Origin of the sequence: Streptomyces sp. ISL-87, from assembly GCF_018614095.1 — a bacterium.
Classification (GTDB): domain Bacteria; phylum Actinomycetota; class Actinomycetes; order Streptomycetales; family Streptomycetaceae; genus Streptomyces.
The window spans coordinates 1-26588 of the sequence record NZ_JAGGOY010000037.1; the positions used below are offsets into that span (position 1 = coordinate 1).

At 71.5% G+C, this 26588-nt stretch carries 26 protein-coding genes; 10 read left to right on the forward strand and 16 right to left on the reverse strand.

Annotated features, from left to right (window positions below):
- Positions 1-885: 885 nt before the first annotated feature.
- A complete protein-coding gene (locus J7I97_RS14315) occupies positions 886-1368 on the forward strand; it encodes a MarR family winged helix-turn-helix transcriptional regulator (RefSeq protein WP_214934754.1) in 483 nt (160 codons plus the stop codon).
- Positions 1365-1811 (forward strand): winged helix DNA-binding protein, encoded by a 447-nt coding sequence (locus J7I97_RS14320; protein WP_214934756.1) that lies wholly within the window; start codon positions 1365-1367, stop codon positions 1809-1811. The genes J7I97_RS14315 and J7I97_RS14320 overlap by 4 nt, the downstream gene beginning before the upstream one ends.
- Before the next feature lie 302 nt (positions 1812-2113).
- Here J7I97_RS14320 and J7I97_RS14325 read toward each other — a convergent pair whose 3' ends face one another.
- Entirely contained in the window at positions 2114-3037 is a 924-nt protein-coding gene (locus J7I97_RS14325; RefSeq protein WP_214934758.1) for a zinc-binding dehydrogenase, read from the reverse strand.
- Positions 3038-3126: 89 nt separating this feature from the next.
- Here J7I97_RS14325 and J7I97_RS14330 point away from each other — a divergent pair, with 89 nt between their 5' ends.
- Both J7I97_RS14330 and J7I97_RS14335 read left to right on the forward strand, forming a co-directional pair.
- Positions 3127-3570: a MarR family winged helix-turn-helix transcriptional regulator gene (locus tag J7I97_RS14330; protein ID WP_214934760.1), complete on the forward strand. Its 444-nt coding sequence runs from the start codon at positions 3127-3129 to the stop codon at positions 3568-3570.
- A gap of 42 nt (positions 3571-3612) precedes the next feature.
- The gene (locus J7I97_RS14335) at positions 3613-3813 is read left to right on the forward strand and encodes a hypothetical protein (protein ID WP_214934762.1); all 201 of its coding nucleotides are present in this window, start codon (positions 3613-3615) and stop codon (positions 3811-3813) included.
- 75 nt (positions 3814-3888) lie between these two features.
- Here the strand turns inward: J7I97_RS14335 and J7I97_RS14340 are convergent, their stop codons facing one another.
- Positions 3889-4293, reverse strand: a complete 405-nt coding sequence (locus tag J7I97_RS14340) for a hypothetical protein (RefSeq protein ID WP_214934764.1) — start codon at positions 4291-4293, stop codon at positions 3889-3891.
- A 283-nt stretch (positions 4294-4576) separates the two neighbouring features.
- Here J7I97_RS14340 and J7I97_RS14345 point away from each other — a divergent pair, with 283 nt between their 5' ends.
- Positions 4577-6115, forward strand: coding sequence for a N,N-dimethylformamidase beta subunit family domain-containing protein (locus tag J7I97_RS14345; RefSeq protein WP_308369134.1), 1539 nt, complete (start codon positions 4577-4579; stop codon positions 6113-6115).
- Positions 6116-6188: 73 nt separating this feature from the next.
- The gene (locus J7I97_RS14350) at positions 6189-7505 is read left to right on the forward strand and encodes an LCP family protein (protein WP_214934766.1); all 1317 of its coding nucleotides are present in this window, start codon (positions 6189-6191) and stop codon (positions 7503-7505) included.
- Between the two features lie 82 nt (positions 7506-7587).
- On the opposite strand, the gene J7I97_RS14355 is transcribed toward J7I97_RS14350, so the two are convergent.
- Positions 7588-8190, reverse strand: coding sequence for a cupin domain-containing protein (locus J7I97_RS14355; RefSeq protein ID WP_214934768.1), 603 nt, complete (start codon positions 8188-8190; stop codon positions 7588-7590).
- A gap of 201 nt (positions 8191-8391) precedes the next feature.
- Here J7I97_RS14355 and J7I97_RS14360 point away from each other — a divergent pair, with 201 nt between their 5' ends.
- On the forward strand, positions 8392-8637 hold the full coding sequence (locus J7I97_RS14360; RefSeq protein ID WP_308363584.1) for a DUF6059 family protein: 246 nt from the start codon (positions 8392-8394) through the stop codon (positions 8635-8637).
- A gap of 115 nt (positions 8638-8752) precedes the next feature.
- Here the strand turns inward: J7I97_RS14360 and J7I97_RS14365 are convergent, their stop codons facing one another.
- The 3 genes from J7I97_RS14365 to J7I97_RS14375 form a co-directional block, all read right to left on the reverse strand.
- Positions 8753-9514: an SDR family oxidoreductase gene (locus J7I97_RS14365; RefSeq protein WP_214934770.1), complete on the reverse strand. Its 762-nt coding sequence runs from the start codon at positions 9512-9514 to the stop codon at positions 8753-8755.
- Between the two features lie 65 nt (positions 9515-9579).
- Positions 9580-11073: an FAD-dependent monooxygenase gene (locus tag J7I97_RS14370; RefSeq protein WP_214934772.1), complete on the reverse strand. Its 1494-nt coding sequence runs from the start codon at positions 11071-11073 to the stop codon at positions 9580-9582.
- Positions 11074-11282: 209 nt separating this feature from the next.
- Complete coding sequence (locus J7I97_RS14375) at positions 11283-12458, reverse strand: FAD-dependent monooxygenase (protein WP_214934774.1); 1176 nt, start codon at positions 12456-12458, stop codon at positions 11283-11285.
- A 298-nt stretch (positions 12459-12756) separates the two neighbouring features.
- On the opposite strand from J7I97_RS14375, the gene J7I97_RS14380 reads away from it, so the two are divergent.
- Complete coding sequence (locus tag J7I97_RS14380) at positions 12757-13533, forward strand: alpha/beta fold hydrolase (RefSeq protein ID WP_214934776.1); 777 nt, start codon at positions 12757-12759, stop codon at positions 13531-13533.
- Positions 13534-13742: 209 nt separating this feature from the next.
- On the opposite strand, the gene J7I97_RS14385 is transcribed toward J7I97_RS14380, so the two are convergent.
- The 7 genes from J7I97_RS14385 to J7I97_RS14415 all read right to left on the reverse strand — a co-directional run bounded on the left by J7I97_RS14385 (position 13743) and on the right by J7I97_RS14415 (position 22368).
- Positions 13743-14471, reverse strand: coding sequence for an SDR family oxidoreductase (locus J7I97_RS14385; RefSeq protein ID WP_214934778.1), 729 nt, complete (start codon positions 14469-14471; stop codon positions 13743-13745).
- A 1-nt stretch (position 14472) separates the two neighbouring features.
- Positions 14473-15990 carry an FAD-dependent monooxygenase gene (locus tag J7I97_RS14390; protein WP_214934780.1) on the reverse strand — a complete coding sequence of 506 codons (1518 nt, stop codon included), beginning with the start codon at positions 15988-15990 and terminating at the stop codon, positions 14473-14475.
- A gap of 17 nt (positions 15991-16007) precedes the next feature.
- Positions 16008-17432, reverse strand: a complete 1425-nt coding sequence (pcaB, locus tag J7I97_RS14395; RefSeq protein WP_214934782.1) for a 3-carboxy-cis,cis-muconate cycloisomerase — start codon at positions 17430-17432, stop codon at positions 16008-16010.
- Positions 17429-19462, reverse strand: a complete 2034-nt coding sequence (locus J7I97_RS14400; protein ID WP_214934784.1) for an FAD/NAD(P)-binding domain-containing protein — start codon at positions 19460-19462, stop codon at positions 17429-17431. The genes pcaB and J7I97_RS14400 overlap by 4 nt, the downstream gene beginning before the upstream one ends.
- Entirely contained in the window at positions 19459-19659 is a 201-nt protein-coding gene (locus J7I97_RS14405; RefSeq protein WP_214934786.1) for a hypothetical protein, read from the reverse strand. Before J7I97_RS14405 ends, J7I97_RS14400 begins: the two co-directional genes overlap by 4 nt.
- A gap of 496 nt (positions 19660-20155) precedes the next feature.
- The gene (locus J7I97_RS14410) at positions 20156-20566 is read right to left on the reverse strand and encodes an enediyne antibiotic chromoprotein (protein WP_251058815.1); all 411 of its coding nucleotides are present in this window, start codon (positions 20564-20566) and stop codon (positions 20156-20158) included.
- Positions 20567-20820: 254 nt separating this feature from the next.
- A complete protein-coding gene (locus J7I97_RS14415) occupies positions 20821-22368 on the reverse strand; it encodes an MDR family MFS transporter (RefSeq protein WP_374103574.1) in 1548 nt (515 codons plus the stop codon).
- Positions 22369-22688: 320 nt separating this feature from the next.
- Here J7I97_RS14415 and J7I97_RS14420 point away from each other — a divergent pair, with 320 nt between their 5' ends.
- Positions 22689-23771, forward strand: coding sequence for a ParB N-terminal domain-containing protein (locus tag J7I97_RS14420; RefSeq protein ID WP_214934790.1), 1083 nt, complete (start codon positions 22689-22691; stop codon positions 23769-23771).
- Here J7I97_RS14420 and J7I97_RS40295 read toward each other — a convergent pair.
- Positions 23666-24277 (reverse strand): site-specific integrase, encoded by a 612-nt coding sequence (locus J7I97_RS40295; protein ID WP_374103573.1) that lies wholly within the window; start codon positions 24275-24277, stop codon positions 23666-23668. The two genes, J7I97_RS14420 and J7I97_RS40295, sit on opposite strands and share 106 nt — an antisense overlap.
- Between J7I97_RS40295 and J7I97_RS14425 the strand changes: the two genes are divergently transcribed.
- Positions 24277-24585 (forward strand): hypothetical protein, encoded by a 309-nt coding sequence (locus J7I97_RS14425; RefSeq protein WP_251049643.1) that lies wholly within the window; start codon positions 24277-24279, stop codon positions 24583-24585. The two genes, J7I97_RS40295 and J7I97_RS14425, sit on opposite strands and share 1 nt — an antisense overlap.
- 1 nt (position 24586) lies before the next feature.
- Here J7I97_RS14425 and J7I97_RS14430 read toward each other — a convergent pair whose 3' ends face one another.
- Together J7I97_RS14430 and J7I97_RS14435 are read right to left on the reverse strand one after the other, a co-directional pair.
- Positions 24587-25321 carry an NUDIX domain-containing protein gene (locus J7I97_RS14430; RefSeq protein ID WP_214934892.1) on the reverse strand — a complete coding sequence of 245 codons (735 nt, stop codon included), beginning with the start codon at positions 25319-25321 and terminating at the stop codon, positions 24587-24589.
- A gap of 427 nt (positions 25322-25748) precedes the next feature.
- Entirely contained in the window at positions 25749-26522 is a 774-nt protein-coding gene (locus J7I97_RS14435) for a response regulator transcription factor (RefSeq protein WP_214934792.1), read from the reverse strand.
- Between the last annotated feature and the right edge of the window lie 66 nt (positions 26523-26588).

Below are 26588 nucleotides of genomic sequence, written 5' to 3' on the forward strand. Positions count from 1 at the left end.
GCCGGTAGGTGTACCGGGCATGCCCGGCCCCCTCGGCTATCGCTGTCGTCGTCATGATGATGAAACTATCCGACCCCACTGACAACGAATGAAAGTGCAGGTCACAGCAGATGCGCAGAGAACTCCGCCGCTACGCGGCTCCGCCCCAAGGACCCATTCCTCCCCGGCCTGAAGGCCGGGGCATCCTGGGAGAAATCAGGTGACCGCCCGCGGAGTCCGAGGCCTCCCCGGCCTGGCTTGTGCTCCTGTGCCCCGCGCACACCGAGGGCGCCCTCCCAGGGTGGACCGGCACCGAGACCCACCCGGACGACGGTGGCTTCGCCTGCGGGACCGTTATGGACTTCCGCACGACCGAGCAGATCCTGCAGTCACACGCCGGCCTGTGGCTCACACCCTGACGGACGTGGACCCGCGGGCGCTCAACAGAACCTGGCCGGCGTTCCTGGACCAGGCTGCCACCGTCCTGCTTGCTCGCCTGGAGGTGCGCACAGTGTGCGGGCCAGCCGCCGTCCGCAGCATTGCCAGGGCCGAGTCCTTCGGCCTTGGGTGGCGTGCTCGCGGTCGGCGGGCGCCTTCGTGGGTGAACCGGCCCTCGGCCACGAGGCGTTTGACGCACAGCCGTACCTGCTGGTCGCTCATGCCGAGGGTCGCGCACTGGGCGCGGCGCGTCTACTACGCCCTCATCGATGAGGCAGCGGCTAAGGCACCGGCCACCGACGCCGCCGTGGACGCACTCGCCACGCGCGTCGTCGACACCCTGCTGCACGGCATCGGCAAACCGGCACTCCCTGATACGGATTCTTCGAACGCCGGGCCCGGCAGCGCGTTCGGGTGCCCGCGTGAAAATAGGAGCCATGTACATAGTAGCCATGTATTGTATTTCGCATGAGTTCAGCAGCTGAGAGCGCCACGGCGGGATTCCTGGTCTGGCGCTTGTCGATGAAGTGGCGGGTAGCCGTCGACCGGGCGGTCGCGCCGCTGGGCCTGACCCATGCCCAGTACGCGTTGATGGCGTCGCTGTACGGCATGCAGCGCTCCGGACTGCAGCCCAGCCAGCGTCGGCTCGCCGACCACACAGGGCTCGAACCGCTTTACGTTTCCAAACTCGCCCGCGCCCTGGAGGCCGCCGGACTCGTCGCCCGCACCCGGGACCCGGACGACCCGCGCGCCATGCAGCTGTCGCTCACCGAGCAAGGGCACGACATCACACGCCGCGCGATCAAGGTGGTCCAGGGGCTACTGGACCAGTTGCTGGAGCCGCTCGGGGGACAGGACAGCCCGCGCGCACGGCAGTTGACCCGCGAGCTGGCGACCCTGCTCGACGTACCTCTTGATCCACACGCCGAAAACGAGAAGGAGCAGTCATGACCACCACCGCACCCACAGTCAATGCCCGTGTCATCGCCCTGGCGCACTATGCCGGGCGTGCCCTCGCGGAAGGCGTGGTGGCCCGCCACGGCGCCACGTTCCACCAGAATGTGACGCTCCGGGTCGTCGTGGTCGCGGGCGGGTCCATCGGCCGCGACGAGCTCGTCGCCGACGTCACCGGCTCGCTGAAGACCGACGAGTCGTTCGTGCGCGGCGTAATCGAGGAGCTGACGGCCGCGAAGCTGCTGGAAGCGGACCCGGCACAGGCGTCCCGGATGCGGCTCACGGACGCCGGACGGGAGCTCTACGAGAGCACCGCCGCTGAGACCGCCGAGATCGCCGCCCGGCTGTACGCCGGTATTCCGTCCGAGGACCTTGCGATCGCGGGCCGCGTGCTGGCACTGATCACGGAGCGCGCGAACGCCGAGTTGGCCGGCGCCTGAGGTTCTGTCTCACCCATCACGACCGGGGCCAGATCATGAGTGCGGCGGCGGTGACGGTGCCCAGGAAGACGTATCCCCGCTTGTCATAGGCACGCGGATCTTGTCCATGACCGGCGCGAACTGGGTGCAGTCCGCCATTCAGCGTCGGCGAGGGCCTCCCGCATCAACCGCGTGAAACAGCGGCGGGGCATCGCCACCCGCTACGAGAAGACCGCCACCGTCTATCTGGCCGGACTCCACGTCGCGGGTGTCTTCCTCTGGTCCGCTCGATGATTCGAAGGAGACCATTCGAAGGAGACCATTTAGGGGACAAGGACGACCTTGCCGAGGTTGCGGCGCTGCTCGATGAGGGTGTGGGCTCGGGCAGCTTCGCGGAGGGGGATCTCCTCGTGTACGGCTGTGCGCAGGGTGCCGGCGTCGCGCATCTGCCAGAGCTCGCGCAGCCAGCGGTCGTAGAGTTCAGGCTTGCCAACGGCGATGGCCCGCATCTGGAAGCCGATCATCGAGGCGCCGCGGACCAGGAGTTCGTACGCCTCTACCGTGCCGCCGCCGGAGCTGAAGGCCACAAGTCGGCCGCCTGTGGCCAGGGCCCGAACGGCGGGGCCGAGAAGGTCACCGCCGACGCCGTCGAGAATCACGTCGTACGGTGTGCCCCAGTCGACGTCCTCGTATAGGAGGACCTCGTCGGCGCCCAGCCCTCGGACGAAGTCAGCCTTGTCGGCGCTGCTGACGGCGGCGACGACACGTGCTGCCCCACCGGCCTTGGCGTACTGGAGGGCGAGCGTGCCCACTGCGCTGGCCGCCGCCGTGACCAGGACCGACTCGCCGGGCTCCATGCGCGCGGCTTCGTAGGCACCGCGAGCCACCAGCCCGCTGCGGACCAGCGCGACCGCCTCCACGGCGGTTGCGCCGTCCGGGATCCGGGAAGTCATGGCGGTGTTCAGGACCGCGAACTCGGCGTAGGCGTCGGCGAAGCACAGCCCGGTGACGCGGTCTCCGACGCCGAAGGCGGTGACTCCCGCACCTGAGGCGACGATCTCCCCGGCGACCTCGCCTCCGAACGAGATCGGCTCGCTGCCCTCCCGCACCTTGCGCACAGTGGGCAGGGTCACCCCCACCGCCTCGACCCGGATCAACAGCTCCCCGGCTCCCGCCTCGGGCCGGCCGACCTCCTCGGCGAACAACACCTCGGGTCCACCGTTGACCTCATGACGAATGCGCAGCACAGGACCTCCCCTGTCCGGTTTCATTGGATGCCCCAACGATATGAGGAAAGTCATTGGGAAGTCCAATGAATTTTGGATAGGCTGAGCACATGGCCTCGGACCTGCAGCGCATCCAGTCCCTGCCGACCTGGCTCGTCGGCCGTCTCGCGGCGCGTGGCCGGGGTATGGTCGCCGACGCGATCGCCGTGGAGGGGCTGAAGCTCATGCACCACGCGGTGCTGGCCGCGACCGCCGAATACGGGCCCATCACCCAGGCCGACCTAGGCCGCCGATTGGCCGTCGACCCCAAGGACATGGTCGGCGCACTCAACCACCTCCAGAAGCAAGGCCTCGTCCTACGCGCCCCCGACCCCTCCGACCGCCGCAAGAACGCCGTCACCGTCACCCCGGAGGGCACGGCCGCCCTCACCCGCTGCGCAGCTCTGGCCAAGGCCGCCAATGCCGAGCTGCTGGCACCCCTCACCCCGGACGAGCAGAAGCAGCTGATGGCCCTGCTGACCCGACTTCACGAAGCAGCGGAGAACCCGGCCTGATCCGAAAGAAAGGGCCTAGTCGCGGCCGCCGGAGACCACGCCATGGCATTCGCCGCGTACGAGAGGCGGATGCGGCCGTACACCGCCGAGCACCGAGCGCTGGGCCGCGAGGGCGCCGAACGGTTCTTCATGCCCGCCCCGACCCAGGAAATCCTCGACGTGCTCGCCGCCAACACCCCTGAACACACGCGCGCCGAACCGATCCGGCTGCCCGACTACGAGCGCACCACCGAGACCGCATGAACCACGGGCTCATCGTCCGTGGCCAGGGCGTGGCCGGAGCCGCGCAAGGAGAGGCTGCACCGTCCGCGTCATGCTTCACGCTTTCCGAGCAGATCCTCCACGACGGCCGTCCCGTGTCACGGAGGCGATCAGGGCGGAGAGGGCGAAGGTCACCACGAGGCTTGCCGTCATGACCATGCCCACGCCGATCACGAAGAGGCCGCTGGAGTCATCCGACCAGTCGTAGTAGGTGGCGGCGGCCAGACCGGCCGTGGTGCCGAGCACGGCGCCCGTGACGTGGCGCCGGGAAGCCGCCCAGTACACCGGTGCCAGCAGGGTCAGCACCAGCCCGATCACCTGCCACGCCTCGTACGGGCCCGTCACCGAACCGTCGGGGTGCACGTCACGACGCTGGTCCCAGCCCAGCCAGGCGGCCCATGCCGCAACCGGAACGAGAAACAGCAACAGGAAGGGGGTGGGATTCAGTGGCTTCTGGCGCATGGCCCAAGCGTCCCGGCCGGCTCCGGCACCGGGCAGAGCGCACGTACTCACCTCCCCTGAGTAGCCGGACACCCACAGACCGGCCACGACAGATGCCGGACGCAAGATTTTGTTTTTGGTGGGCGCGCCGGGTGGGGTGGGCTGCGGGGGTGGTGGGCGGTGATGGGTTAGAACGGGGGGTCATGGAGCCGGTACCGCTGAGGGTGACGTGATGGCGCATGACAGGGCAGAGGGAGATCCCGGTGAGGGCGCGGGGGGCCGGGGTGGGCCGGGGCGCAGGCGGGTGCTGGGGATCGCCGCCGGTGTCGTGACGTCGCAGGCGTGGCTGGGTACGGGCGCGGCGGCGACGCAGGCCAAGGGCCTCGCGGTGGAGGCCGGAGGCGGCGGGCTGGATGTGGCCGCCGAGAACGCCCGTGCGGGGTCGCCCGACTGGCGGATCACCCGGGCCGGTCCGGCGCGTGCCATCGAGGGGTTCGCCGACCGGGCCAGCGTGTGTTCCGGTGAGGTGCTCGCCCTGCGCGTGTCGACGGCCTCCGCCTCCTACACCGTCTCGGCGTACAGGATGGGCTGGTACGGCGGAGCCAGGGCACGTCTCGTCTGGCGCTCCAGGGCCCTGCCGGGTCTGCGTCAGGCACCGGCGCGGCTCGAACCCGGCACGCGGATGGTGGGTACGCGGTGGCGGCAGACGGCGGAAGTGGACACGTCCGGCTGGCCGGAGGGGAGTTATCTGCTGCGTCTTGATGCCCTGGACGGGCAGGCGGGGCAGCGGTTCGTGCCCGTCACCGTCCGCAGTGCGTCCGCTGTCGGCCGGACGGTCGTGGTGAACGCGGTCGCCACCTGGCAGGCGTACAACCGGTGGGGTGGCGCCGACTTGTACAAGGGCGCTTCGGGGAAGAAGGCCTCACGGTCCCTCCAGGTCAGCTTCGACCGCCCGTACGGCAGCGGGCACGGCGCCGGTCAGTTCCTCGTCTACGAGGCCCCGCTGATCGCACTGGCCGAACGGCTGGGGCTCCCGCTGGCCTACGCGACGGGGGTGGACGTGGCCCGTGAGCCGGAGCTCCTGCGCGGGGCCGCGGCCATGGTCTCGCTGGGGCACGACGAGTACTGGAGCCCCGAGCAGCGGCGCCACGTCACCGCGGCGCGCGACGCGGGGATGAACCTGGCGGTGCTCGGCGCCAACTGCTGCTACCGGCGCATCCGTTTCGAACCGTCTGCCGTGGGGGCGGACCGGATCGTGGTCTGTTACAAGGACGACTACGCCGAGGATCCCGGCTTCCGGCGCGGCGGTCCTCCGACGAACGACTACCGCAGGGCGCCGTTGCCCGATCCCGAGAGTTCCCTGCTCGGCGTGATCTACGACGGCTATCCGGTGGACGCGCCGTACGTGGTGTCGAACCCGGATCACTGGCTGCTGACGGGTACCGGTGCGCGGCTCGGCGATTCCTTCCCCCATCTGGTGGGCGTCGAGTACGACAGGGTGAACACCGCGCACCCCACGCCTCGGCCGATCGAGGTCCTGGCGCACTCGCCGGTGGTACGCAAGGGCCGTCCCTCGCACGCCGATACGGTGTACTTCTCTCTGGCGGGCGGGGCCGGGGTGTTCTCCACGGGCACGATGCGCTGGGTCGAATCCCTCGACGCGAGCGGGCCCGGCGGGGGCAAGGCGCATCACGGCCTGGACGCACGGGCCGCGCGGTTCACGCGCACGGTCACGGCGAACGTCCTACGGGCGTTCGCGCGCGGGCCGGCCGGCCGCGCCAGGCCCGCCCGGGACAATCTGGCCGCCTACTACGGGCCGCGGGCCACGATTCCGGGCGCGTAGCCGCGCTTTGTGCGCACCGACCCAGTACCTTCTCCTCCTGACCCGATTTGTCCTTATGTGCGGGGGTTGTTTGATGCGCCGTTCCACCGCTGTTCTCTCCCTGCTGGCAACCCTCGTCTCCGGCTCCTGCGTGGCCGCGGCGCAGGCCTTCCCGGCGGCGGACGGTCCGCCGCGCGGCGGACACGGCCGCGGCACCAACATCCTGGTCGTCGGCGTCGACAGCCGCGCCGGGCTCTCGGCCGCCGAGAAGAACCGGCTGCATGTGGGCGGCAAGGGGTGCAACTGCACCGACGTGATGATGCTCGTGCACCTGTCCCAGGACGAGCGGCGCGCGAGCGTCGTCTCCATCCCGCGTGACTCGTACGTCGAGTACGCCGACATCGACCCCGCTCGCCTCGGCAAGGTCAACGGGGCGTACGCGATCGGCGGTGGTCCGCTGACCGTGCGCACCGTAGAGAAGGCCACCGGCCTGCGCATCGACCATTACCTGGAGACCGGTTTCACCGGCTTCGAGCAGGCGGTCGACGATCTCGGGGGCGCCACCGTGTGCACGGACAAGCCGCTCAAGGACGAGAACTCCGGCCTCGACATCACCGCGGGCACCCACCACATCGGCGGGAACGGGGCACTGCGTTACGCCCGGGCCCGGCACATCAACCGGCCGGGGGACCTCGGCCGCGTCCGGCGCCAACAGCGCCTGGTGACCGATTTGTTGGTGCGGCTCAAGGCGGAGGGCGCGCTGTCCGGCCCGGTGAGCACGGCCCGCACGGTCCGCACCCTGCTGAAGTCCGTACGCACCGACGAACGCACGGGCCTGGACGATCTGGTCCGCATCGGCTGGGCACTGGGCCGGCTGTCCGCCGACCGGACCGAGTTCGCCACCGTCCCGATCGACATCTTCGACCACCGCGTGCCCGGCGTGGGATCCACGCTGGTGTGGCACAAGTCCCGTTCCGAGGCGTTGTGGGACGCCCTGGGCAATGACCGCCCGATCACCGGCGACACCCGTATCCAGCCCGCCCCGAAGACACCGGCCCGTACCAACCCCGCCGGCATCGCGGTCCGCGTGGACGACGCCGCTGTCGCCGCGGCCCTGCGCGCCAACGGCTTCGTCGTCACCGACACCTCGCAGTCCGCGCCGTCGGTGCGTCCCGAGGGCCCCGTGGTCATCAGCTACGCCGCCGGCAAGGAGGAGGACGCGGCCACCCTCGCGGCCGCCCTTCCCGGATCCCGGCTGCGCGTCGTGCCGGGGCACGACACGCACTTCGACGTCGCCGTCGGAACTCAGCCCGTCAGGGTCGAGAAGGTGACCTACGACCGCAACGTCGCCGAGGGCGCCCCGGTGACCGCCGACCGGCTCAGCTGCGCCGGCGGTGGTACGGGAGGGTGACGGGCAGGCGCCTCGTCCTTCGTGGGTGCCCGGACTCCGCGGGAGGGTCCGGGCCGCACGGGTACGGCAAGAGGGCGGGCGGCTACGCCTCCTCGGCGGCCTTGTCGTAGAAGCCGTCGTCGTGGATGCGCTCCACGTGCGCTTCCTGGCCGTTGGCCTTCAGCCACTCCTCGCGGAGCCGGGCCGCCTCGTCGTCGACCTCGCCGGCCGGCATCAGGCGGCCGTCCGGGGTCAGGCGCTGCGGCTTGTCGCCGACCGGGCGCCAGTCGAACTTGGCGGCGATCTTGAACAGGTCCTCCTGCGTCAGCGGGCCGCCGTTGTCCTTCTCGGCCTGGAGCGCGGTGGGGTGGTAGTCCTCGTAGCCGCCGGGCATGTGCAGCGTGAGGAAGTGGGCGCCCTCGCCGGGCGGGGTCGCCCAGGTGTGCCGGGTGCCGCTGGTGATGTGCGCCATGCTGCTGGGGCCCAGCTCGACGACCTCGTCGTCCACCTGGACGATGAGCTTTCCGGAGACGACGAAGTAGGTTTCCGTGGACTCCGCGTGGGTGTGCAGCGGCGGACCCGACCAGGCCGGCCCCTGGCGGGTCTCCACCAGCGACGCCGCACCGTCGGTCATCTTGCTCGACAGCACGATCTCGAACCCGCGGCGGCCTTCGGGCCGGTCCCCGGGGTGGACGATGTACGTCATGGAGCCCTCTCTCACCTCGACATGGCAATGTCCCGATCTAACCCAGGCCGGCCCCCGTCCAACTGCGGGCACTTTTCGCAGTTGAACGCGAATGGGCAGAACTCCGGCGATGCTCCAGCGGTCCTCAGCTCCGTCTCCGCCGCGCCGCCCGATGGTGTGCACAGATGCCCCGTCACTGCGACGACTGGAGTGAGGTCAGACGTGAGACTGTCCCTTCCCCGCCGCCTGCTGCGCTCGATCTACGGCAGCCTGGTGGCGTACGGCTCCCTCTACACCGGCGGGGAACCCAAAGGCGCGGGCGGGGTTCTCCCCGGGCCGCCGCCCCCGCCGCCCGTGCCGCCGCGCGTGCTGACCGGGCCCGGCGCGGCGCATCCGGAGCGGGTGCGGCCGGACGTTCCGCTCACGCCGATGGAACGCGCGCTGCTGCGCGAGCTGAAGTCCGGCTGAGGCTGAACTGAAGCAAGCTGAGCCAGGCTGAGCCGAGCTGAGGCCATACGGAACACGGCTGCCGGGGCCCGCTGGTGCGGGCCCCGGCAGCTTGGTGTTCCGGTGGGTGTGCGCCTTAGCTGACGCGCTCCTTGAGGAAGGCCTCCCAGGTGCGCCGGCCGACGTCGTTGCCCTTGAGCACGAGGTTGTCGCCCGCGCGGTAGGCCTTGCCGGCCTTTCCGGGCATGCGCATCGGCATCAGCGGGCGCTTCTTGCCGCGGGCCTGCATGTAGTCGCGCAGCAGGTCGCCGAGCGGGTAGACCTTGGGTCCGGCCAGGTCGCGGACCTTGCCGGCCGGGGCGCCCAGGGTCAGCTCGACCAGGCGGGCCGCCACCTCGCGGGAGTCCACCGGCTGGAAGGTCAGGCCGCCCGGGACGGGGATGATCGGCATCTTGACCATCTTCTCGGCCATCATCAGCACGATGTCGTGGAACTGGGCGGCGCGGAGCATCGTCCACGGGATGCCCGACTGGGTGACGGCGTTCTCGGCGTCGAGCTGGGTCTTGAACCAGCCCAGCGGCATGGTGTCCGCGCCGATGACCGAGATGTACACGATGTGCTTGACGTCCGCGCGCTTCGCGGCCGCCACCAGGTTGCCCGTCACCTTGTCGTCGCCCTTGGTGCCGCCCGCCAGGTGCAGGACGGTCTCGACGCCGACGAGCGCCTCGTCGATGCCCTCGCCCTTCATCAGGTCGACGGCGACGTACTCGATACCCTCGGTCGCCGGACGCGTGCTCCGGCTCAGAACCCGTACGTTGTGGCCGGCCGCCCGCAGCAGGGGGACGACGTGCGCCCCCAGCTTGCCCGTGCCACCGGTGACCAGGATGGGTGAGGTCATCGCTCCCTTGTCTCCTTCTCCATTGTTCGTTGGTGTTCTACGTGGGGTGAAATCACGGTGTTCGCCTAGGCGTTGACGGTGACCCGGGCGGAGCCGAACCAGCGCTCCAGTGCCGCGGGCAGGTCTCCGCCGTTGGGCGCGACCCAGGCGATGTAGCCGTCGGGCCGGACCAGTACGACCGCCGGGCCGGTGTGCGGGTGGCCGCCGTCCTCCTCCGGGACCCAGTTGCCGTAGACGATGTCGATACGGTCCGACCAGTCGGCGGCGATGGAGGCCGCCTTGCCGCAGGTGCCGGCGGAGATGAGCAGTCCGCGCCCGGAGTGGAGCAGCTCGGCGACGCGCTTGCGGGTGCCGTCGGGCAGTTCCAGTACGTGGTCGGGCGACAGGCGCAGGCCCAGCTCCGGGTGTTCGCCGGGGCCCATGTCGTAGCGGACGGTCAGCCCGCTGACCATCCCGGCGAAGTGGCCGGCGCCGTCCTTGCCGGCCACCAGCTCGCGGATGACCTCGCGCAGCGGGTCCATCTCCTCCCCGCTGAGGTACAGCATCGAGGCGGCGTGGGTGTTGCGCAGCAGCTGCTGTCCGAGGGGGTGGCGCTCGGCCTGGTAGGTGTCGAGCAGGCCTTCGGGGGCCGTGCCGGTGACCACCGCGGCCAGCTTCCAGCCGAGGTTGACCGCGTCCTGGATGCCGGTGCTGAGGCCCCAGCCCGCGAGCGGCGGGGTCTCGTGCGCGGCGTCGCCGGCGAGGAGGACCCGGCCGCGGCGGTACTCGACGGCCAGTCCGGCGCCGTTGCTGAAGGCGGCCATCCAGCGCGCCTCGCCGTGGTGGATGGACTCGCCCGTCATCCGCTGCCACGCGTCGGCGACATCGGTGAACGTGAGGGTGGCGGAGTCCGGGTGGGCCGGCAGGCTCTTGTCGTGGATGAGTACGCGGTAGTAGCCGTCTCCCAGGCTGACCGACAGGATCATGTTGCCGCCCGGCACGTGTGCGCCGGTGGGCCGCTGGGGCAGCTCGACGCCGGTGACGTCGGCCATGTACATCCCGCGCGTGGACTCCCAGCCGGGGGCTTCGATGCCGGCCAGCGAGCGGATGGTGCTCTGTCCGCCGTCGCAGCCGACGAGGTACGCGGCGGTGTCCTCGTGGCGGCCGTCCGGGCCGTCGAAGACGACGGTGACGCCGTCGGCGCCCTCGCTGAACCCGACCGCCTCGTATCCGCGCAGGATCGGCACGCCGAGCTCGGTCAGCCAGCCCGTCAGCATCTCCTCGGTCCGCGCCTGCGGCAGTCCGAGCACGCCGTGGTGGTCGTCGTCCAGGATGTCGAGGTCGATGCCCACGCCGCCGAAGTGGCCGCGCTGGCCGCGCCGGAGCTGGCCGAGGCGGGTGAGGAGTCCGCGCTGGTCGAATACCTCGCCCACGCGCTTGGTGAAGCCGAGGGCGCGCGATTCGCCCGACGGCGCAGGAAGTTTGTCGTAGACGACGGCGTCGGCGCCGCCGAGCTTGAGTTCACCCGCAAGCATCAATCCGACCGGACCGGCACCGACAACAATTACGCGAGTTTTCACTTTCCGCTCTCCTGTGTGAAGACAAAACTGCCTACGACATCGAGCGCCGATGTACCGTCATCATGCCACAGTACAACTTCTTTAATAGCCGATGTCAGCGGGCAGGAGGGTAAATTACGACCGATACTCCACTGCTGCTCAAGTGGATTCCGAGGGATAATCGAGTCTGCTTTATCGGCTCTGATATCGGCCAATTGTTTTCGGCCCGGCTAGGCGTGGGCGACGGCGGTGACGGGGGCGTCCCAGTCGATGCGGTAGGTGAACTGCCAGTCCATGTTGACCGGCTTGAGGTCGCTTCCCCCGCGGGAGCCGGCCTTGCTGGCGTTGGTCCGGGTGGCGTTCTCGATGATCCGCTCGACGCGTGCCCGGCGCAGCTGCTCGTAGGCCGCGAACGCCTCCTCGTAGGGCAGGTCGCGCAGGCAGCGGGCCAGCTGTACGGAGCTCTCGATGGCCTGCGAGGCGCCCTGGCCGGAGCTCGGGGAGGCCGCGTGCACGGCATCGCCGACCAGCACCGTCCGGCCCCGGCTCCAGGTGGGCACGGTCGGCATGGTCTCCAGCGGGCCGGTGATCAGCAGGTCGGCCGGGTCGGTCCGGCGCAGCATGCCCCGGGCCGGGGAGTGCTCGTCGTCGGTGAACGCCTCACGCAGCACGGACAGCCACTCCTCGTTGCCCACCGCGCGGGCCTCGGCGAGCGTCATCGGCTCGGGGTGCGGCAGGTTCACGAACCAGCCGCCGGAGGAGTCGTCGTGCACCAGGTGGCCGAAGGAGGCGCGCCTGCCGTAGCTGACGTGCAGCTTGCCCTCGGTGGAGGCGAGGCCGGTGTCGCCGAGCTGGGCGGCGAAGCCGAGCAGGCCGGCGTACTGGGGCTGCGGCGCGGCCGGGTCGATGAGGCTGCGGACCGTGGAGCGGATGCCGTCGGTGCCGATCAGGATGTCGGCGTGGGCCGTCGTCCCGTCGTCAAAGTGCGCGGTGACGCCGTCGGCGGTCTCCTCGGCGCTGACCAGCCGCTTGTCGTGGAGGGTGCGGATGCCCCGGCTGGTGGCCTCGTCGTACAGCGTCCGGTACAGGTCGCCGCGCCAGATGAACCGGGACGGGGGCAGCTCGGCCGGGAAGGAGAGCTCGCCGAGCACGGCGCCGTCCCCGCTGTGCAGGACGGTTCCGCGCATGGGGATGCCGACGCGGCGCACGACGTCGCCGACGTCGATCGCGTCGAGGGCGTTGACTCCGTTGGGGGCGAGGCTGAGGCCGCCGCCGATCCCGTCGGCCGTGGTGCGGTACGCCTCGTGGATGGTGGCCTCGATCCCGGCCTTGCGCAGGGCCATCGCGATGATCGAGCCGGCGATGCCGCCGCCGATGACCAGGGCTGTGCGGGTCTGGGAGGTCATAAATTCTGCCTTGTCGGTTGAGGACCAGCCGTCGGGGTTCGGTCCGGAACAGGTCAAGCCGACTCTGTCTCGACAAGCGAATTCGCCGAATCGGTTTCCGTGACCTGGCCATATCGAGATTTCCAGTGAGACTAGGCCAGCGTCCCCATGCCGACAACCTGTCAATCCGAACAGCGGCCGTGCGACAGCGGCTGTTGACACCCGGGGAAATGCCTGGGTACTTTCCCGGGCGGACATGGAAAGCTGGGGAGAATTGCCTCCGCCTTGTCATTCCACATCAATTCGACAGGAGAGTGTGATGCACAAGGTCGTATCGCGGGACGGCACGACGATCGCCTACGAGAAGGCCGGCGAAGGCCCCCCGATCGTGCTGCTCGGCGGCGGGTTCCGCGACCACACGGCCTTCACCCCCATGTTCCCGGAGCTGACCTCGCACTTCACCGTCTACGCCTACGACCGGCGCGGGCGCGGCGACAGCGGGGACTCCCCCGCGTACGCGGTCGAGCGCGAGATCGAGGACCTGGCCGCGGTGATCGAGGCGACCGGCGGCGACGCGGTGGTGTTCGGCGGGTCCAGCGGCGCGATCCTCGCGCTCGAAGCGGCCATGGCCGGTGTCCCCATGCGGAAGCTGGCGCTGCTGGAACCGCCCTACCGGGTGGAGGGATTCCGCAAGCCGGAGGACGACTTCGCGCAGAAGCTCCAGGCGCTGCTGGACGAGGAGAAGCGCGGCGAGGCCGTCGTGTACTTCCTGGCCGAGCACGTGGGCTTCCCGCCCGAGTGGATCGCGGAGTGGCAGGCCAGCCCGATCTGGCCGGGCAACGAGGCGCTGGCGCACACCCTCCCGTACGACACGGCCGTGATGGGCGACGGGCGTATCCCGGTCGAGCGGCTGGCGAAGACGGAGGTGGAGACGCTGCTCATCAACAGCAACGCCACCAGCGACTGGCTCCTGACGGCGACGGCGGCGACGGCGGCCGCGCTGCCGAACGGCCGCCGGCTGGAGCTGCCCGGGGTGTGGCACCGGGTGCTGCCGGAGGTGCTCGGCCCGGCCCTGATCGAGTTCGCCAACGGCTGAGGTCAACGGCCGGCGGCAGCGGCCGGCAGCGAGGGCGTACTACGGCGAAGCCCCTTGCGGGGAGTGGCAGGTCGAGGCCTGCCACCTCCCGCAGGGGGCTTCCTGTGCTGTGCTGCGGGCCGAGCCCGGCACAGCACAGCCGGCCGGTGTTCAACCACGGCGGGTCCGCGGTTGGACACCGGCCGGCCGGGTGGCCGCCGGGGGGACGGCTACCAGGGGACGGTGCCGTTCTCGTCGAGGGAGGTCCCGCTGGGGCCGTCGGGGCCGAGGGTGGCCAGGCGGACGGCGATGGCGGCGCCCTGCTCGACGCTCTGGTGGCCGCGGTGGTTGTTCATGTCGGTCGCGGTGAAACCGGGGTTGGCGGCGTTGACCTTGATGTTCGTCCCGTGGAGTTCCTTGGCGTACGCGAGGGTGACCGCGTTCAGGGCCGTCTTCGAGGACTGGTAGGTCACCATGTTGTACTGCCAGAACTCGCCGTCCGGGTCGGCGTTCAGGGCGAGCGAGCCCACGTTGCTGGACATGTTGACGATGCGGCCGGCCGGCGAGCGGCGCAGCAGCGGCAGCATCGCGTTGGTCACCGTCACGACGCCGAAGACATTGGTGTCGTAGACCTCCCGCAGCTGCTCGGCGGTCGCCTCGCTGGGCGGGCCGAAGAAGCTGCCGGTGATGCCCGCGTTGTTGACGAGGACGTCGAGGCGGCCGTACCGCTGCTCGATCTCCCGGGCCGCGCCGGCGACGGAGGCGCTGTCGGTCACGTCGATCCGCACCGCCTCGGCGGCCAGGCCGCTGGAGGAGAGGGCGTCGGCCGCCTCCTTGCCCCGCGTCTCGTCGCGGGCGCCGAGGAGGACCACGGCCCCCTGCTCGCCGAGCTGGCGGGCTATTTCGAGCCCGAGGCCCTTGTTGGCCCCGGTGATCAGGACGATCTTCTCGTCGGGCATGTCAGGCCTCCGTTCCGGGCGCGGCGGCCGCCGGCTCGCCGAACCAGCGGGTGAGGGATTCGGCGAGGCCCTGCGGCCCCGCTCCGGCGCCGCCGCCGGTCCAGGCCACGTATCCGTCCGGGCGGACCAGGATCGCGTCGGCGCCGTCGAACGGGTCGTCCGCGCGGGCCTCGTGCGGGCGGGCGCCGACCGTGTCGACGCGGTCGGCCCACGGGGCGGCGGCGGCGCGCAGAGCGGCGTCGCCGGTGAGGTCGAGGAGGACGCCGCGGGCCTGGTGCAGGAGCTCGAACGCGGTGGTCTTGGATTCGTCAAAGAGGCCGATGAGCTCGCGGTCCGGCAGGCGCCGGCCCAGCAGCGGGTGGTCCCCGGGCCCGACCTCGTAGACGATGTCCAGGCCGGTGACCATGCCGATGAGGTGCCTGCGGACGTCCTCGGAGGCGGTGAGCTCGGCGAAGAGCTCGCGCATGGGCTGCATTTCCTCGCCGCTGATGTACAGGGCGCGCTGGGTGAGGGTGTTGATCAGCACGCGGGCGCCGACCGGGTGCCGCTCGCTGTGGTAGCTGTCGAGCAGACCCGCCGGGGCGTGGCCGTGGATCTCGGCGGCCAGCTTCCAGCCGAGGTTCACGGCGTCCTGCACGCCGGCGCTCATGCCCTGGCCGCCGATGGGCAGGTGGATGTGCGCCGCGTCGCCGGCGAGGAGGACCCGGCCGCGCCGGTACTCGCTCGCCTGGCGGCTCGCGTCGGTGAACCGGCCGATCCACCGGGGCGTCCCGCCGCGGATGTTCTCGCCGGTGAGGCGCTCCCAGGCGTCGGCGACCTCGGTGAAGCTGGGCATCTCGTCGCCCTCGCGGGGGACGGCGCCCTTCTCGTAGTACGTGACGCGGAAGATGTCCGGGCCCTGCTGGAAGGCGAGGACCATGCCGCCCGGCACGCGCTCGCCGTTGGGGCGGGGGCGCACCTGGACGCCGACGACCTCGGCGAAGCACATCTCGATCCGCGCGTCGTGGCCGGGGAAGCCGATGCCCGACTTCTTGCGGACGGTGCTGCGGCCGCCGTCGCAGCCAACCAGGTACTTGGCTCGCAGCCGGACCGGCCCGTCGGGTGCGAGTACGTCGGCCTCGACGCCGTCGTCGTCGGCCTCGAACTCCGAGAGCTCCCAGCCGCGGCGGATGTCGACGCCGAGCTCTTCGGCCCAGTCGTTGAGGACGGCCACGGTCAGGGACTGGGGGACGCCCTTGGCGCCGTAGGAGCCTCCCTCGACCTCGCGGTAGTCGAGGGGGACGCCGCCGAAGTGCCCGATGGGGATGGTGTCGAAGCCGCCGAAGCGCGGCAGCAGTCCGCGCTGGTCGAACGTCTCGATCGTGCGCGCCGTGAAGCCCAGGGCGCGGGACTGGTCCGTCGGCTCGGTCGAGCGTTCCAGGACGATGCAGTCCACCCCGGCCAGGCGCAGCTCACCGGCCAGCATGAGCCCGACGGGGCCGGCCCCAACGATGATCACGTCGGTATCGGTGTTGCCCATTTTCTTGTCCCCTAATGTCAACGGTGAGTGTGGGCCAGCGCCCGGTCGACCAGCGGCCCGGCCACGCCCGTGTAGCCGGCCGGGTCGAGCAGCGCGGCCAGCTCGTGTCGGGTGAACACGGCGTGCAGCTGCGGCAGTTCGGCCAGTACGTCGGCCAGCGGGCGGGAGGTCTCGGCGGCCCGCAGCGAGGCCCCCGTCAGCAGTTCCTTGGCGGCCGCCTTGCCCAGGCGGGGCGCCAGGACCGCCGAGACGCGCTCGGAGACGATCTGGCCGCCGGTCGCGTCGAGGTTGGCGCGCATCCGCCCGGCGTGGACGGTGAGCCCCTGGACCAGTTCGACGGCGGTGTGCGCGGCGCCGCCCGCGAGGCGCAGGCACTCGCGCAGCGGCTGCCATTCGGCGTGCCACACGCCGGCCGAGCGTTCGTCCTCGGCGGGCAGGCACTGCACCAGGACCGAGGCCAGCGCGGGGACCTGGAGCGCGGCGGAGCGGATCAGCGTCGCGAGGACGGGGTTGCGCTTGTGCGGCATCGCCGACGACGCGCCCCGGCCCGCCACCGCGGGCTCGGCCACTTCGCCGATCTCGGTGCGCGTCATGACCAGCACATCGGCGGCGATCTTGCCGAGGGCGCCGGTGGTGTGGGCGAGCGCCGCGCCCAGGTCGGCGACCGGGGTGCGCAGTGCGTGCCAGGGCAGGACGGGGGCGGCCAGGCCCGTCTCGTCCGCGAAGGCGGTGACGAGGCCGTCGAGCACGGCCGCCGGGTCGGCGCCCTGTTCGGCGTACTGGAGGTATCCCGCGAGGGTTCCGGCGGCGCCGCCCAGTGACACGGGGAGCCCGCCGTCCGTGATCCGTTCCAGGCGCTCGGCCGATTCCAGGAGCAGCTGCCGCCAGCCCGCCGCCTTGAGCCCGAAGGTGGTGGGTACGGCGTGCAGTGCGAGCGTTCGGCCCGCCATCACCGTGTCCCGGTGCGCGGCGGCGAGCCCGGCCAGGGCGTCGGCCGAGGTGCGCAGGTCCGCGATGATCAGGCGCAGCGACCGGGCGGCCACCAGCATGGCGCCGGTGTCGAAGACGTCCTGGCTGGTGGAGCCGCGGTGGACGTACTCGGCGGCCTCGGGGGAGCGTTCGGCCACCACCGCCGTCAGGGCCTTGACCAGGCCCACGACCGGGTTCGCCGTCTCCCGCGCGGCCAGCGCCAGTTCCCGTACGTCCAGGTGCTCGGCGCGCGCCGCGGCGGTGATCACCGCGGCGGCCGGGGCGGGGACGGTGCCGCACCGCGCCTGGGCGCGGGCGAGGGCCGCCTCCGCGTCGAGCATCGCCTGCAGCCAGGCGGTGTCGCCCACCGCGGCCTCGACGGGGGTGCCCGCCCGGACCGGGGAGAGCAGCCCCGTGTCCAGGTGGGCGGCGAGGGTCCCGGTCGCGGGCGACCGGTCGTGCGTCGTCGTCACGCGGTCGCCCCCGCACTGGTGTTGGTGGCGGTGCCGAATGCGGCGGGGGGCAGTGCGGGCAGTGCGAGGACCGCCGCCGCGATGGCGTCGGAGTCCTCCAGCGTGACCGAGCCGACGCCGGGCCTGATGCCGGCGGCGGTCACCCAGTGCACGGATTCGGTGGGCACCCCGTAGGCGAAGCGCCGGGGGTGCGGTACGCCGTGGGCGTCCAGCAGGTGGTAGGGCCGCTCGGACACGGCGAGGCCGCCGGTCTCGTACTCCTCGGCCGACTCGCTGCCCGCTCCGCCCGCTCCGCCCGCTCCGGCTATCCGGTAGGGGCGGCACTGCCCGGTCCGCAGCAGCCCGCTCATCAGCGGATCCGCGGTGCGGCGCAGGTCGATCTCGGGCAGCCGGCTCTCGATCAGCACCGTGGCCCGCACGCGGACGTCCGGGAGCTCGGTCGAGGTACCGGTGAAGCAGGCGCCGTGCGGGCCCTCGGCGTCGGCGCCGACCCGCATGCCGGGGCCGGTCACCTCCAGGATGCCCGCGTCCATCAGCGCGGCCATCTCCTCGATGCGGGAGGCGGGCGGGCCAATCGACAGGAAGGCGTTGAGCGGGGTGTACCAGCGGTCCAGCTCGTCGCGGTGGGAGGCGGCGTCGAGCCCGCCGTGGTCGATGGCGAGCCGCAACTCGTTGCGCAGGTCCCGCAGCAGGTCCAGGGCCGCCTTGAAGGGGCCGCTGACGTTGCCCTCGCGGGCGCGCCGGACGTCCTCGTCGAGGTGCCCGCGCAGCCAGCCGCGGAACTCGGCCAGGCCGCTGAAGGCGCGCGCGCCGTAGGGGCGGGCGACCTTCTCCCAGTCCCAGCGCTCCTCCGCGCCGATGCCGGCCTCGTCCAGCAGCCGGTCCTCGGCCTCGCCGGGCTCGGCGCGCAGGTAGCGGGTGGTGAACTCGGCGGCGGCGGCCGGGGTTTCGCGGGCGGCCAGCAGCGTCTCGTAGTAGACGCTCTGTACCTCCTTGGAGATCAGCGGCCACAGGTCGGCGCCGAAGCGGATGGTTCCCGGCCGGCCGGCCGGGCCGCGCAGCGCCGCGATGTACTCGGCGGTCAGCAGCCGGGGGAAGTAGCGGCCGTGGGCGCCCTTCTCGTTGTCGCCGCGCGCCTGGTAGGGCACGCCGCGCCGCGATCCGGTGTACAGGCGCGGCTCGCGGCCCGAGGGGCGGTAGACCAGGCGGCCGTCGAGGCGTTCGAAGACGCCGCCCCGGGCGTGCGTGAACAGCGCCATGTAGTCGAAGAAGTTCAGGCCCATCCCGCGCAGCAGCACGCTCTCGCCGGGCTCGACGGCCGACAGGTCCACGTCCGCCGGATTGGCCGGGGCGATGTACGTCAGGCCGTGCCGGGCGGCGAAGCCGGCCAGCTCCCGCTCGGTGTCGGTGGGGTGGGCCGGGACGTGGCCCTGGGCCAGCACCACCGCGGACAGCCCGGTCAGCCGGGTGCCGTCCTCCAGCACCACGCTCTGCGCCCGCGCCGCGCCGGGGCCGCCGGCCGGCCCGACCCCGGATTCCTCCAGGGCGACGGCCCGCACGGGGTGCACCTGCACCGTCATGTGCGCGGCCGCGTTGGCGGTGACCTGGCGGAAGACCCAGGTCAGGTACTGGCCGTAGAGGGCGCGGGTGGGGTAGGTGTCGGGCCCCAGGTCCCGTGCCTCGGCGAGCGTCTCGTCGTCGTAGGCGATGCCCGAGCCGGGGGTGAGGGCGCTCGGTCCGAGTGCCTTGGCCCACTGGTAGAGGCTCGGGCCCTCCTCCAGCGGCCCTTCGATGGTGACGCTGACGTCGGTGTACACCGTGACCTGGGAGGCGACGGTGTTCATCAGCAGGTGCCGGGACTGCGAGGGCCGCCACACGCGGCCGGAGCCGGCCGGGTCGGGGTCGACCACGTGCACGATCAGGTGGTCCCAGCGGGGGGACTTCCGCTCGTGCGCGCAGAGCCGTTCCAGCACGGACAGCCCGCGCGGTCCGGCGCCGACGAGGCACACTTCCATACGTCCGCTGCTCACAAGGACACTCCGCTCAGCGGACGGGGACGGCCGGCCCGCGGCGCGGCCGCGTCGTCGGTGACGGCGGTGCGCCGGGCGTCGTCCCGGAAGGTCAGGGTGGATTCCCGGTGGTCCGGGGAGAACAGAGCGGCCGCCGTCATCGGCGGCCGAAGAGGGTCCGGCGAACCATCGCGGTCGCCTCCGTGCGTACCGTTCACAGCGCCTCCTTACCTTCGCAACCGTCGGCCGCGGCGCTCAACCGGAGCTCGGTTCCCGCTGGAGGAGCGGCCTCGGCCGCCGGAGCCGACGGGTGGTGACGCGTGTTCGGCTCCGGCAGACGCACCGGCACCTCCCGTACGGCCCGCAGGGCTTCGCGTACGAGAGGTGCCGGTGCTGGGAAACCCGCGCGGGGTGGCCGCGCGGCCGTCCTTTCGTACGGGGGCTCCGTCGCCGTGCGGGGTCACCGCGCGGCCGGGCCGTCGTACGAGAGGTGCTGGTGCGGGCACCCGCGCGGGGTCACCGCGCGGCCGGGCCGCCGTACAGGAAGTGCTGGTGCCGGATCCCGCGCGGGATCACCGCGCGGCCGGGCCGCCGTACGGAAGGCTCCGTCCCCGGGGGGTCCCCACGCGGTCGGCCGCCGTACGAGAGATGCCGTCGCCGTGCGGGGTCACCGCGCGGCCGGCCGGCGCCCCGCATCGGCGGCGCCTGCGTCCCTCAGTTGAAGGAGATGTTCGAGCCGACCTGGCCGGTGGCCTCGGTCCAGGCGACGATCCGGCACTGGGTCACGGCGCAGTCCACGGGCACGGTCGTGCCGGTGCTCCAGTCGGTGGCCGTGAAGGTCTTGGCTACGGGGAAGGAGAGCTGGATCGCGCCGGCGGCGTCGGCGGTCGCGACCACAGCGGTGGAACAGGTGAGGCCATCGGCGCACTGGGCGACGCCGACCTCGGCGCCGGCGGCGTAGCCGGTGCCGCTGACGGTGACCGACTGCCCGTCGGACAGGCCGGTGGCCTGGCTGAGCGACAGGGTCGCCGCGGCGGACGCGGGGCCCGCGGCGATGGCGAGCGCGGCGGCGGCGCCGGCGCCCAGGACGGCGAACTTGGACACACGCGAACGGGTGATCTGCATGTCAGTCAACTCCACATTGTGATGCGGGTGGGATAAGGCGTGAGGCGGTTGATCACGCCTCAACAGATTCGGAGAAAGCGACTGAGATTCGCTTGAGCTCCGCTCAAATCCGCAGGTCACAAAGGGTGTTGTGGTGTCGGGACGTTCGGGTGTCCTGGCGTTCCGGTGTTCCGGTGTTCCGGTGTTCCGGTGTTCCGGTGTTCCGGTGTTCCGGTGTTCCGGTGTTCCGGTGTTCCGGTGTTCCGGTGTTCCGGTCAGCTGCCGTCGCCCATGGACTTGCGCAGCGGGACCTCCTTGACGAGGAGTCCCGCGATGAGGGCGAGCGCCCCGGCCCCCGCGCCGAACAGGAACGCGGTGTGCGTTCCGGCGGCGGTGGCGTACCGGTAGGCCTCGCGGACCGGAGCCTCCAGCTTGGCCAGGCTCGCCGCGGACAGCTGGGCGTTCTCCAGCAGGGGGCGCCCCGGCACGCGCTCGGCCATCACGTCCGTCACCCGCTGGTTGAAGAGGGCGCCCATGATCGCGACGCCGAAGGAGCTGCCCAGCATGCGGAAGAGGGTCGCCGCGGCGGACGCGACGCCGATGTCCTTCATCTGCACGCTGTTCTGGGCGACCAGCGTCGTGATCTGGAGCAGGCAGCCCAGTCCCGCGCCGAGCAGCGCCATGGAGAGGGCCGACTCCAGCCGGGTGGTGGAGGTGTCCATCCGCGACAGCAGGTACATCCCCGCGAGCAGCAGGGCGCCGCCCGCCACGGGGAAGACCTTGTACCGGCCGCTGCCGCTGGTGACCCGGCCGGCCACGGCCGCGACCACGATCATCGTCGCCAGCATCGGGAGCAGCAGGAGCCCGGAGTTGGTCGCCGAGGCGCCCTGAACGGTCTGCTGGTAGAGGGGGAGGAAGAGCACCGCGCCGAACATCACGAAGCCGGTCACCGCGCCCAGTACCGCCATCAGCGAGAAGTTGCGGCTCCGGAAGATGTGCAGCGGCATGACGGGCTCGGCCGCCTTGGTCTGCGAGTAGAGGAAGGCGGCCAGGGAGACGACGCCGGCCACGGCCAGCCCCACGATGACGCCGGAGCCCCAGGCGTACTCGGTGCCGCCCCAGGTGGTGAGCAGCACGATCGAGGTGATGCCGGCCATCAGCAGGGTCGCGCCCAGGTAGTCGATGCGCGCCTGGGGGCGGCGGGCGGGGAGGTCCAGCAGTACGGCGGCCAGGGCGAGGGCGATCAGGCCGATCGGCAGGTTGATGTAGAACGCCCAGCGCCAGCCGAGGTGGTCGGTGATGGTGCCGCCGACGAGGGGGCCGCCGATCATGGCGAGCGCCATCAGGCCGGCGATCATGCCCTGGTACTTGCCCTGCTCGCGCGGCGGCACCAGTTCGCCGACGATGGCGATGACCCCGGCCATCAGGCCGCCGGCGCCGAGGCCCTGGATCGTGCGGAAGCCGATCAGCTGGCCCATGTCCTGGGCCATGCCGCTGAGCACGGAACCGATCAGAAAGATCACGATGGCGGTGATGAAGATGCCCTTGCGGCCGTGCAGGTCGCCGAGCTTGCCCCAGATCGGCGTGGCGGCGGCGGTGGCCAGGGTGTAGGCGGTGACGACCCACGACAGGTGCTCCAGGCCTCCGAGGTCACCGACGACCGTGGGCATCGCGGTGCCCACGATCATGTTGTCCAGCTGGGAGAGCAGCATCGCGATCATGAGGGGGAGCAACAGGACGCGCACGCTGTACCGGCGCGCGGCCTGCGGTGTGCTCGTCGGCGGTGTGCTCGTCGGCGGTGTGCTCGCCGCCACCTCTCCGATTGTGGCCACTGTCGCGTCCCCTCACTCAACTCGCCTGGTTTTGTGGATGGTTCGGGCGCGTGTGCGCCTGTGGAACCGGGCCGGTCCCGGACCGAGGGGACGGGCAACGGAAGCAGTGCAGCAGCGGGAACTCGGGTTTCGCTCGCGCCCTCGGGCTGGCGGCGGCGCCCGTGCGGGGCGGGCTCGGGCGTATCAGGTGCGCATCAGCCCGGCGTCAGGCCGTATTGCGAAGGTCTGTGATGGACCGCCATGGCCCGACAGCCCCTGGAGCCTCCAGAGCCCCGGGGTTGCCCGACCGCTTGCGTCAATGAGGAGTTGCGGTGATTGCCAACCAGAGCGTGCGCGCGCACCACGACAGCAGCTCGGACCGCCTGCTCGCGCTGCGGGACACGCTGCGCGAGGCTCCGGTGGAGCAGGTGCGGCTCGCCGACCTGACGGTCTGTTTCACTCCGCGGGCCGGCGGGGTGGACGACGACTGGGCGCTCACGCTCGCGGAGCTGGAGACCGAGTTGCCGCCGATCCTCGTCCACCACCCCAGCCTGACCGTCATCGACGGGCTGCACCGGCTGCGGGCCGCCCACCTCAAGGGGCGCGAGCACATCGAGGCCCGGTTCTTCGACGGCACCCAGGAGGACGCGGCCCTGCTGGCCGTGGCGATGAACGTGGCCCAGGGGCGCCCGCTGTCCCAGGCCGACCGGGTCGCCGCGGCGGAGCGCATCGTCGCGTCGCGGCCCCACTGGTCGGACCGGGCGATCGCGGTCGTCGCGGGGCTGTCCGCCAAGAAGGTCTGCGAGATACGGATGCGCGCCGACGGCCTGCCGCAGTGCGAGCGCCGGGTGGGCCTGGACGGGCGGGCACGGCCGCTGAACACCGCGCAGGGGCGCGAGATCGCCGGGCAACTGCTCACGGCCGACCCGAAGGCCTCGCTGCGGACCATCGCCCGGCAGGCCGGGATCTCGCCGGCGACTGTGGCCGACGTACGCGACCGGCTGCTGCGCGGCGACGACCCGGTGCCACCGCGCCAGCGGGGGCTCGCGGCGGCCGAACGCGGCCCGCGGGAGCGGGGCGGCGGCGAGGAACGCGCGGGCGAGGAACGGGGCGTTGAGGCGAGGTCGCCGGGCGAACTGTTCCTGATCTTCGACGCGCTGCGGCGGGATCCGTCGCTGCGCCTGAACGAGGTGGGCCGCAGCATCCTGCGGATGCTGGACGCCTGCTCGCTGATCGCCCGCGACCGCCAGCGGATCATCGCCAACCTGCCGCCGCACTGCACCGGCCAGATGGCGGAGCTGATGAGCGGCTACTCCGATCTGTGGCAGATGTTCGCGGAGGAGCTGCGCGACTGCGAGGAGCGGGAGTCGAACACGGTGACCGGCGCCGGAGCCGGTGCGGCGCGCGGCTGGTAGCGACACCGGAGCCCGCCCCCGCGGGTAGCGCGGGGACGGGCTCCGGTGGGCTTACCGGTCTGGAGGGCGTCGGCGAACTCCTCGGCTTCTAACATGGGGGTGGCCGTGGTCTCGTCATGCCGGTCGATCTTCGGCCGGTTGTGGCGGGTGACCGGGTTGGGGATGTAGGTCTGCGACTCCTCGGCGGCGAAGACGGTCAGGGACGACGGCGCGGAGAGACGGCGCGCAATGCTGCGGCCCGCTCGCTCGCGCTTCTCCTCACTTAGCCGCCAGGTGGTCACGTCTCCGCGGGTGATGCAGCCGATGAAGAAGCGTTCGTGCCCCAGCTCTTGGGCAAACTGGTGCCAGAACCGTAGGTCGTCGGCGTAATTCCGCTTGGAATTGATGCTGGGGATCGTGGAGGAAGCCAGCCAGGGCCCCCGGCGATGAGGTCGAGTTCTGGGCCTTGACGTGGGGCCCGCCGGAGGCGTCCGTCTATTCCCGTACCGCCAAGGTCCATGAGACATTGGGCGATCACCGTGCCGCAGCAGAGCAGTACGCCCTGGCCGCCACGGCTCGCCCGGCCGGGACCTACGCCCGGATCATCGCTCTCGACCTGGTCGCGGGCGCCGAGATGCACCTCAAGCGCGGCGGCATCGAGCAGGCATGCGCCACCTGGCACCGGGCGATCGACCATATGGACGGCGTCCGCTCCGTCCGCACCCGCAAGGCCGTCAGCCGCATGAGGGGCGACCTCGCCCGCTTCCGGGCCCGCGGCCTACGGTGCGCGGCCGAACTCGACGAACGCGCCCGCGACTTCCTCGCCAGCGGGTGATTCAGGTGTTGCGTCGCAGCGACGCCCGCGTGTAACGACGGACGACCGGCTCCAGGTAGTCCGCGTGAGGACCAACCAGGCCCGCCAGCTCGTACGGTGTGCGCACCAGCGCGATCTCATCGAGTTCGGGTTCACGGCCCTGGGCCTGCTCCGCCGCCGCAGCGGCGGCGAAGCCCTCGTGCAGCGCCGCCTCTGGGAGGGCCGGGGCGAGGTAGGTCAGACCGATGCTGCTGTTCTCACCGCGGGTAATGACCCACAGCCGCAACACCTCGGGGGTTGCGTCGATCCCCAACTCCTCGACCAGCTCCCGCGCCGCCTGGCCGGCCAGTGCCGCCTCATCCAGCACTTCGCCGTCTCGGGGAGGCTCTACGGAACCTCCCGGCAGCTGCCAGCGGCCCGGGGCGGCCGTTGAAGGCGACATCCTTGCCGCCAGCACACGACCGCCATCGGTCGGCTGGACAACGTTCACGAACAACGACGGCAGCGCGGTTGCACCCGGAACCCGGCGCAGGGCGTAGTGCCGGTAGGTCACCCGCGCCCAGGCCAGGCGCAGGTTGCGCGGCCCGGCCCACCCCAGTCCCGCACACGCCACCACAGGCCCGTCGAAGAGGGCCGGGTTGGCCTGGACCGCCATGTCCCACACACGGTCCCTGGCCGATTCATCCTCGGGTGACAGCGGCGGTGCTTCAGCCTCCGCCAGGTGAAGCCGTTCAACGTCGAAGAGGTCAATACCCATGGGGGGCAGCGTCTCGGTCACCGGCTCATCGTAGGTGGGGTCGTCTCCGAACTCGGCGAGCACCCGGGCGCCGGTGATCTCTGCGATGCCGGGCATCGAGAGGTAGATCTCAGCGTCCGGGTGCGCCAGAAAATGCGCCTTCACCTGCGCTTCCATCGCGGCGATCTGCTCGTTCAGCGCGATCAGCAGCCGTGCGTGGGCCTCGGTGGTGGCCGCGTAGGTCAGTTCCAGCGCGTCCGTGCTGGTCAGGGTCAGGTCGGCATTTGCTCACGCCCTGACGGGCGGGCACGCCACCCCATCAGCGGTCTGGCCTCCCGGCCGACCAGCAAGGCACGGTCTGACCCCGGAACTCGAACGGCTCCGGCGGCGATAGTGCTCACCTGCTGGCGGCTACGGAACCTAGCATTCCCGGATTCCGTAGCTCCCATTAGGCGGTGCCGAGTTTGAAGCCGACGCCGCGGACCGTCACGATCCAGCCGCTGTCGCCGAGTTTGCCGCGCAGGCTGCTGACGTGGGTGTCGACCGTGCGCCGGGACCAGGAGTCGCCCCACACCTGCTGGAGCAGCTGTTTGCGGGGGATGACCGTGTCCGGGTGCGAGGCCAGCAGGCACAGGAGGTCGAACTCCTTGCGGGTCAGGGCGACCTCGACGCCGCTGACGGTGACCTCGCGCGAGTTCACGTCGATGCGCAGCCGGCCGATGCAGATCTCCTTGACCGCGGCTGGCTGCCACTGCGCCCGGCGCATGACGGCCTCGATGCGGGCCATCAGCTCGCGCAGCCCGTACGGCCTGGTCACGTAGTCGTCGGCGCCCGCCTGGAGGCCGAGGACGCAGTCCAGCTCGGACTGGCGCGAGGTGACGATGATGACGGGGACGCGGCTGACGGAGCGGATGGCCCGGCAGACCTCCAGGCCGTCCAGGTCTGGCAGCTCCAGGTCGAGCAGGACCAGGTCGACGTCCTCGTACGCCTGGAGGGCCGCGCTGCCGCGTTTGACGTCGACGGACTCGTGGCCGTGCCGGCGCAGCTGGGTGACCAGATAGTCGGAGAAGTCGGCGTCGCCGTCCACGACGAGGATGCGCCAGCCGGCGGTGCCCGGCGCGACGCGCGCGGCGCTGCCGGGTCCGCCGTCCTGGACCAGCCGGATGGGGTGCGGGGCGGAGATGTGCGTCTCCAGCGGCGCCTGTGACGAAATCTGCGTCATGCCTCCCCCGAGGGTCCTGCACGGCCCGTGTGCCGCCAACGAACCTACCGATGTGCGGTCGAGTCC

Bases quoted from the DNA above. Each gene is read 5' to 3' on its own strand.
- J7I97_RS14315 (WP_214934754.1), top strand. From the start codon at position 886: ATGAGTTCAGCAGCTGAGAGCGCCACGGCGGGATTCCTGGTCTGGCGC.
- J7I97_RS14320 (WP_214934756.1), top strand. From the start codon at position 1,365: ATGACCACCACCGCACCCACAGTCAATGCCCGTGTCATCGCCCTGGCG.
- J7I97_RS14330 (WP_214934760.1), top strand. From the start codon at position 3,127: ATGGCCTCGGACCTGCAGCGCATCCAGTCCCTGCCGACCTGGCTCGTC.
- J7I97_RS14335 (WP_214934762.1), top strand. From the start codon at position 3,613: ATGGCATTCGCCGCGTACGAGAGGCGGATGCGGCCGTACACCGCCGAG.
- J7I97_RS14340 (WP_214934764.1), bottom strand. From the start codon at position 4,293: ATGCGCCAGAAGCCACTGAATCCCACCCCCTTCCTGTTGCTGTTTCTC.
- J7I97_RS14350 (WP_214934766.1), top strand. From the start codon at position 6,189: ATGCGCCGTTCCACCGCTGTTCTCTCCCTGCTGGCAACCCTCGTCTCC.
- J7I97_RS14355 (WP_214934768.1), bottom strand. From the start codon at position 8,190: ATGACGTACATCGTCCACCCCGGGGACCGGCCCGAAGGCCGCCGCGGG.
- J7I97_RS14365 (WP_214934770.1), bottom strand. From the start codon at position 9,514: ATGACCTCACCCATCCTGGTCACCGGTGGCACGGGCAAGCTGGGGGCG.
- J7I97_RS14375 (WP_214934774.1), bottom strand. From the start codon at position 12,458: ATGACCTCCCAGACCCGCACAGCCCTGGTCATCGGCGGCGGCATCGCC.
- J7I97_RS14380 (WP_214934776.1), top strand. From the start codon at position 12,757: ATGCACAAGGTCGTATCGCGGGACGGCACGACGATCGCCTACGAGAAG.
- J7I97_RS14385 (WP_214934778.1), bottom strand. From the start codon at position 14,471: ATGCCCGACGAGAAGATCGTCCTGATCACCGGGGCCAACAAGGGCCTC.
- J7I97_RS14390 (WP_214934780.1), bottom strand. From the start codon at position 15,990: ATGGGCAACACCGATACCGACGTGATCATCGTTGGGGCCGGCCCCGTC.
- J7I97_RS14410 (WP_251058815.1), bottom strand. From the start codon at position 20,566: ATGCAGATCACCCGTTCGCGTGTGTCCAAGTTCGCCGTCCTGGGCGCC.
- J7I97_RS40295 (WP_374103573.1), bottom strand. From the start codon at position 24,277: ATGTCTCATGGACCTTGGCGGTACGGGAATAGACGGACGCCTCCGGCG.
- J7I97_RS14430 (WP_214934892.1), bottom strand. From the start codon at position 25,321: ATGGGTATTGACCTCTTCGACGTTGAACGGCTTCACCTGGCGGAGGCT.
- J7I97_RS14435 (WP_214934792.1), bottom strand. From the start codon at position 26,522: ATGACGCAGATTTCGTCACAGGCGCCGCTGGAGACGCACATCTCCGCC.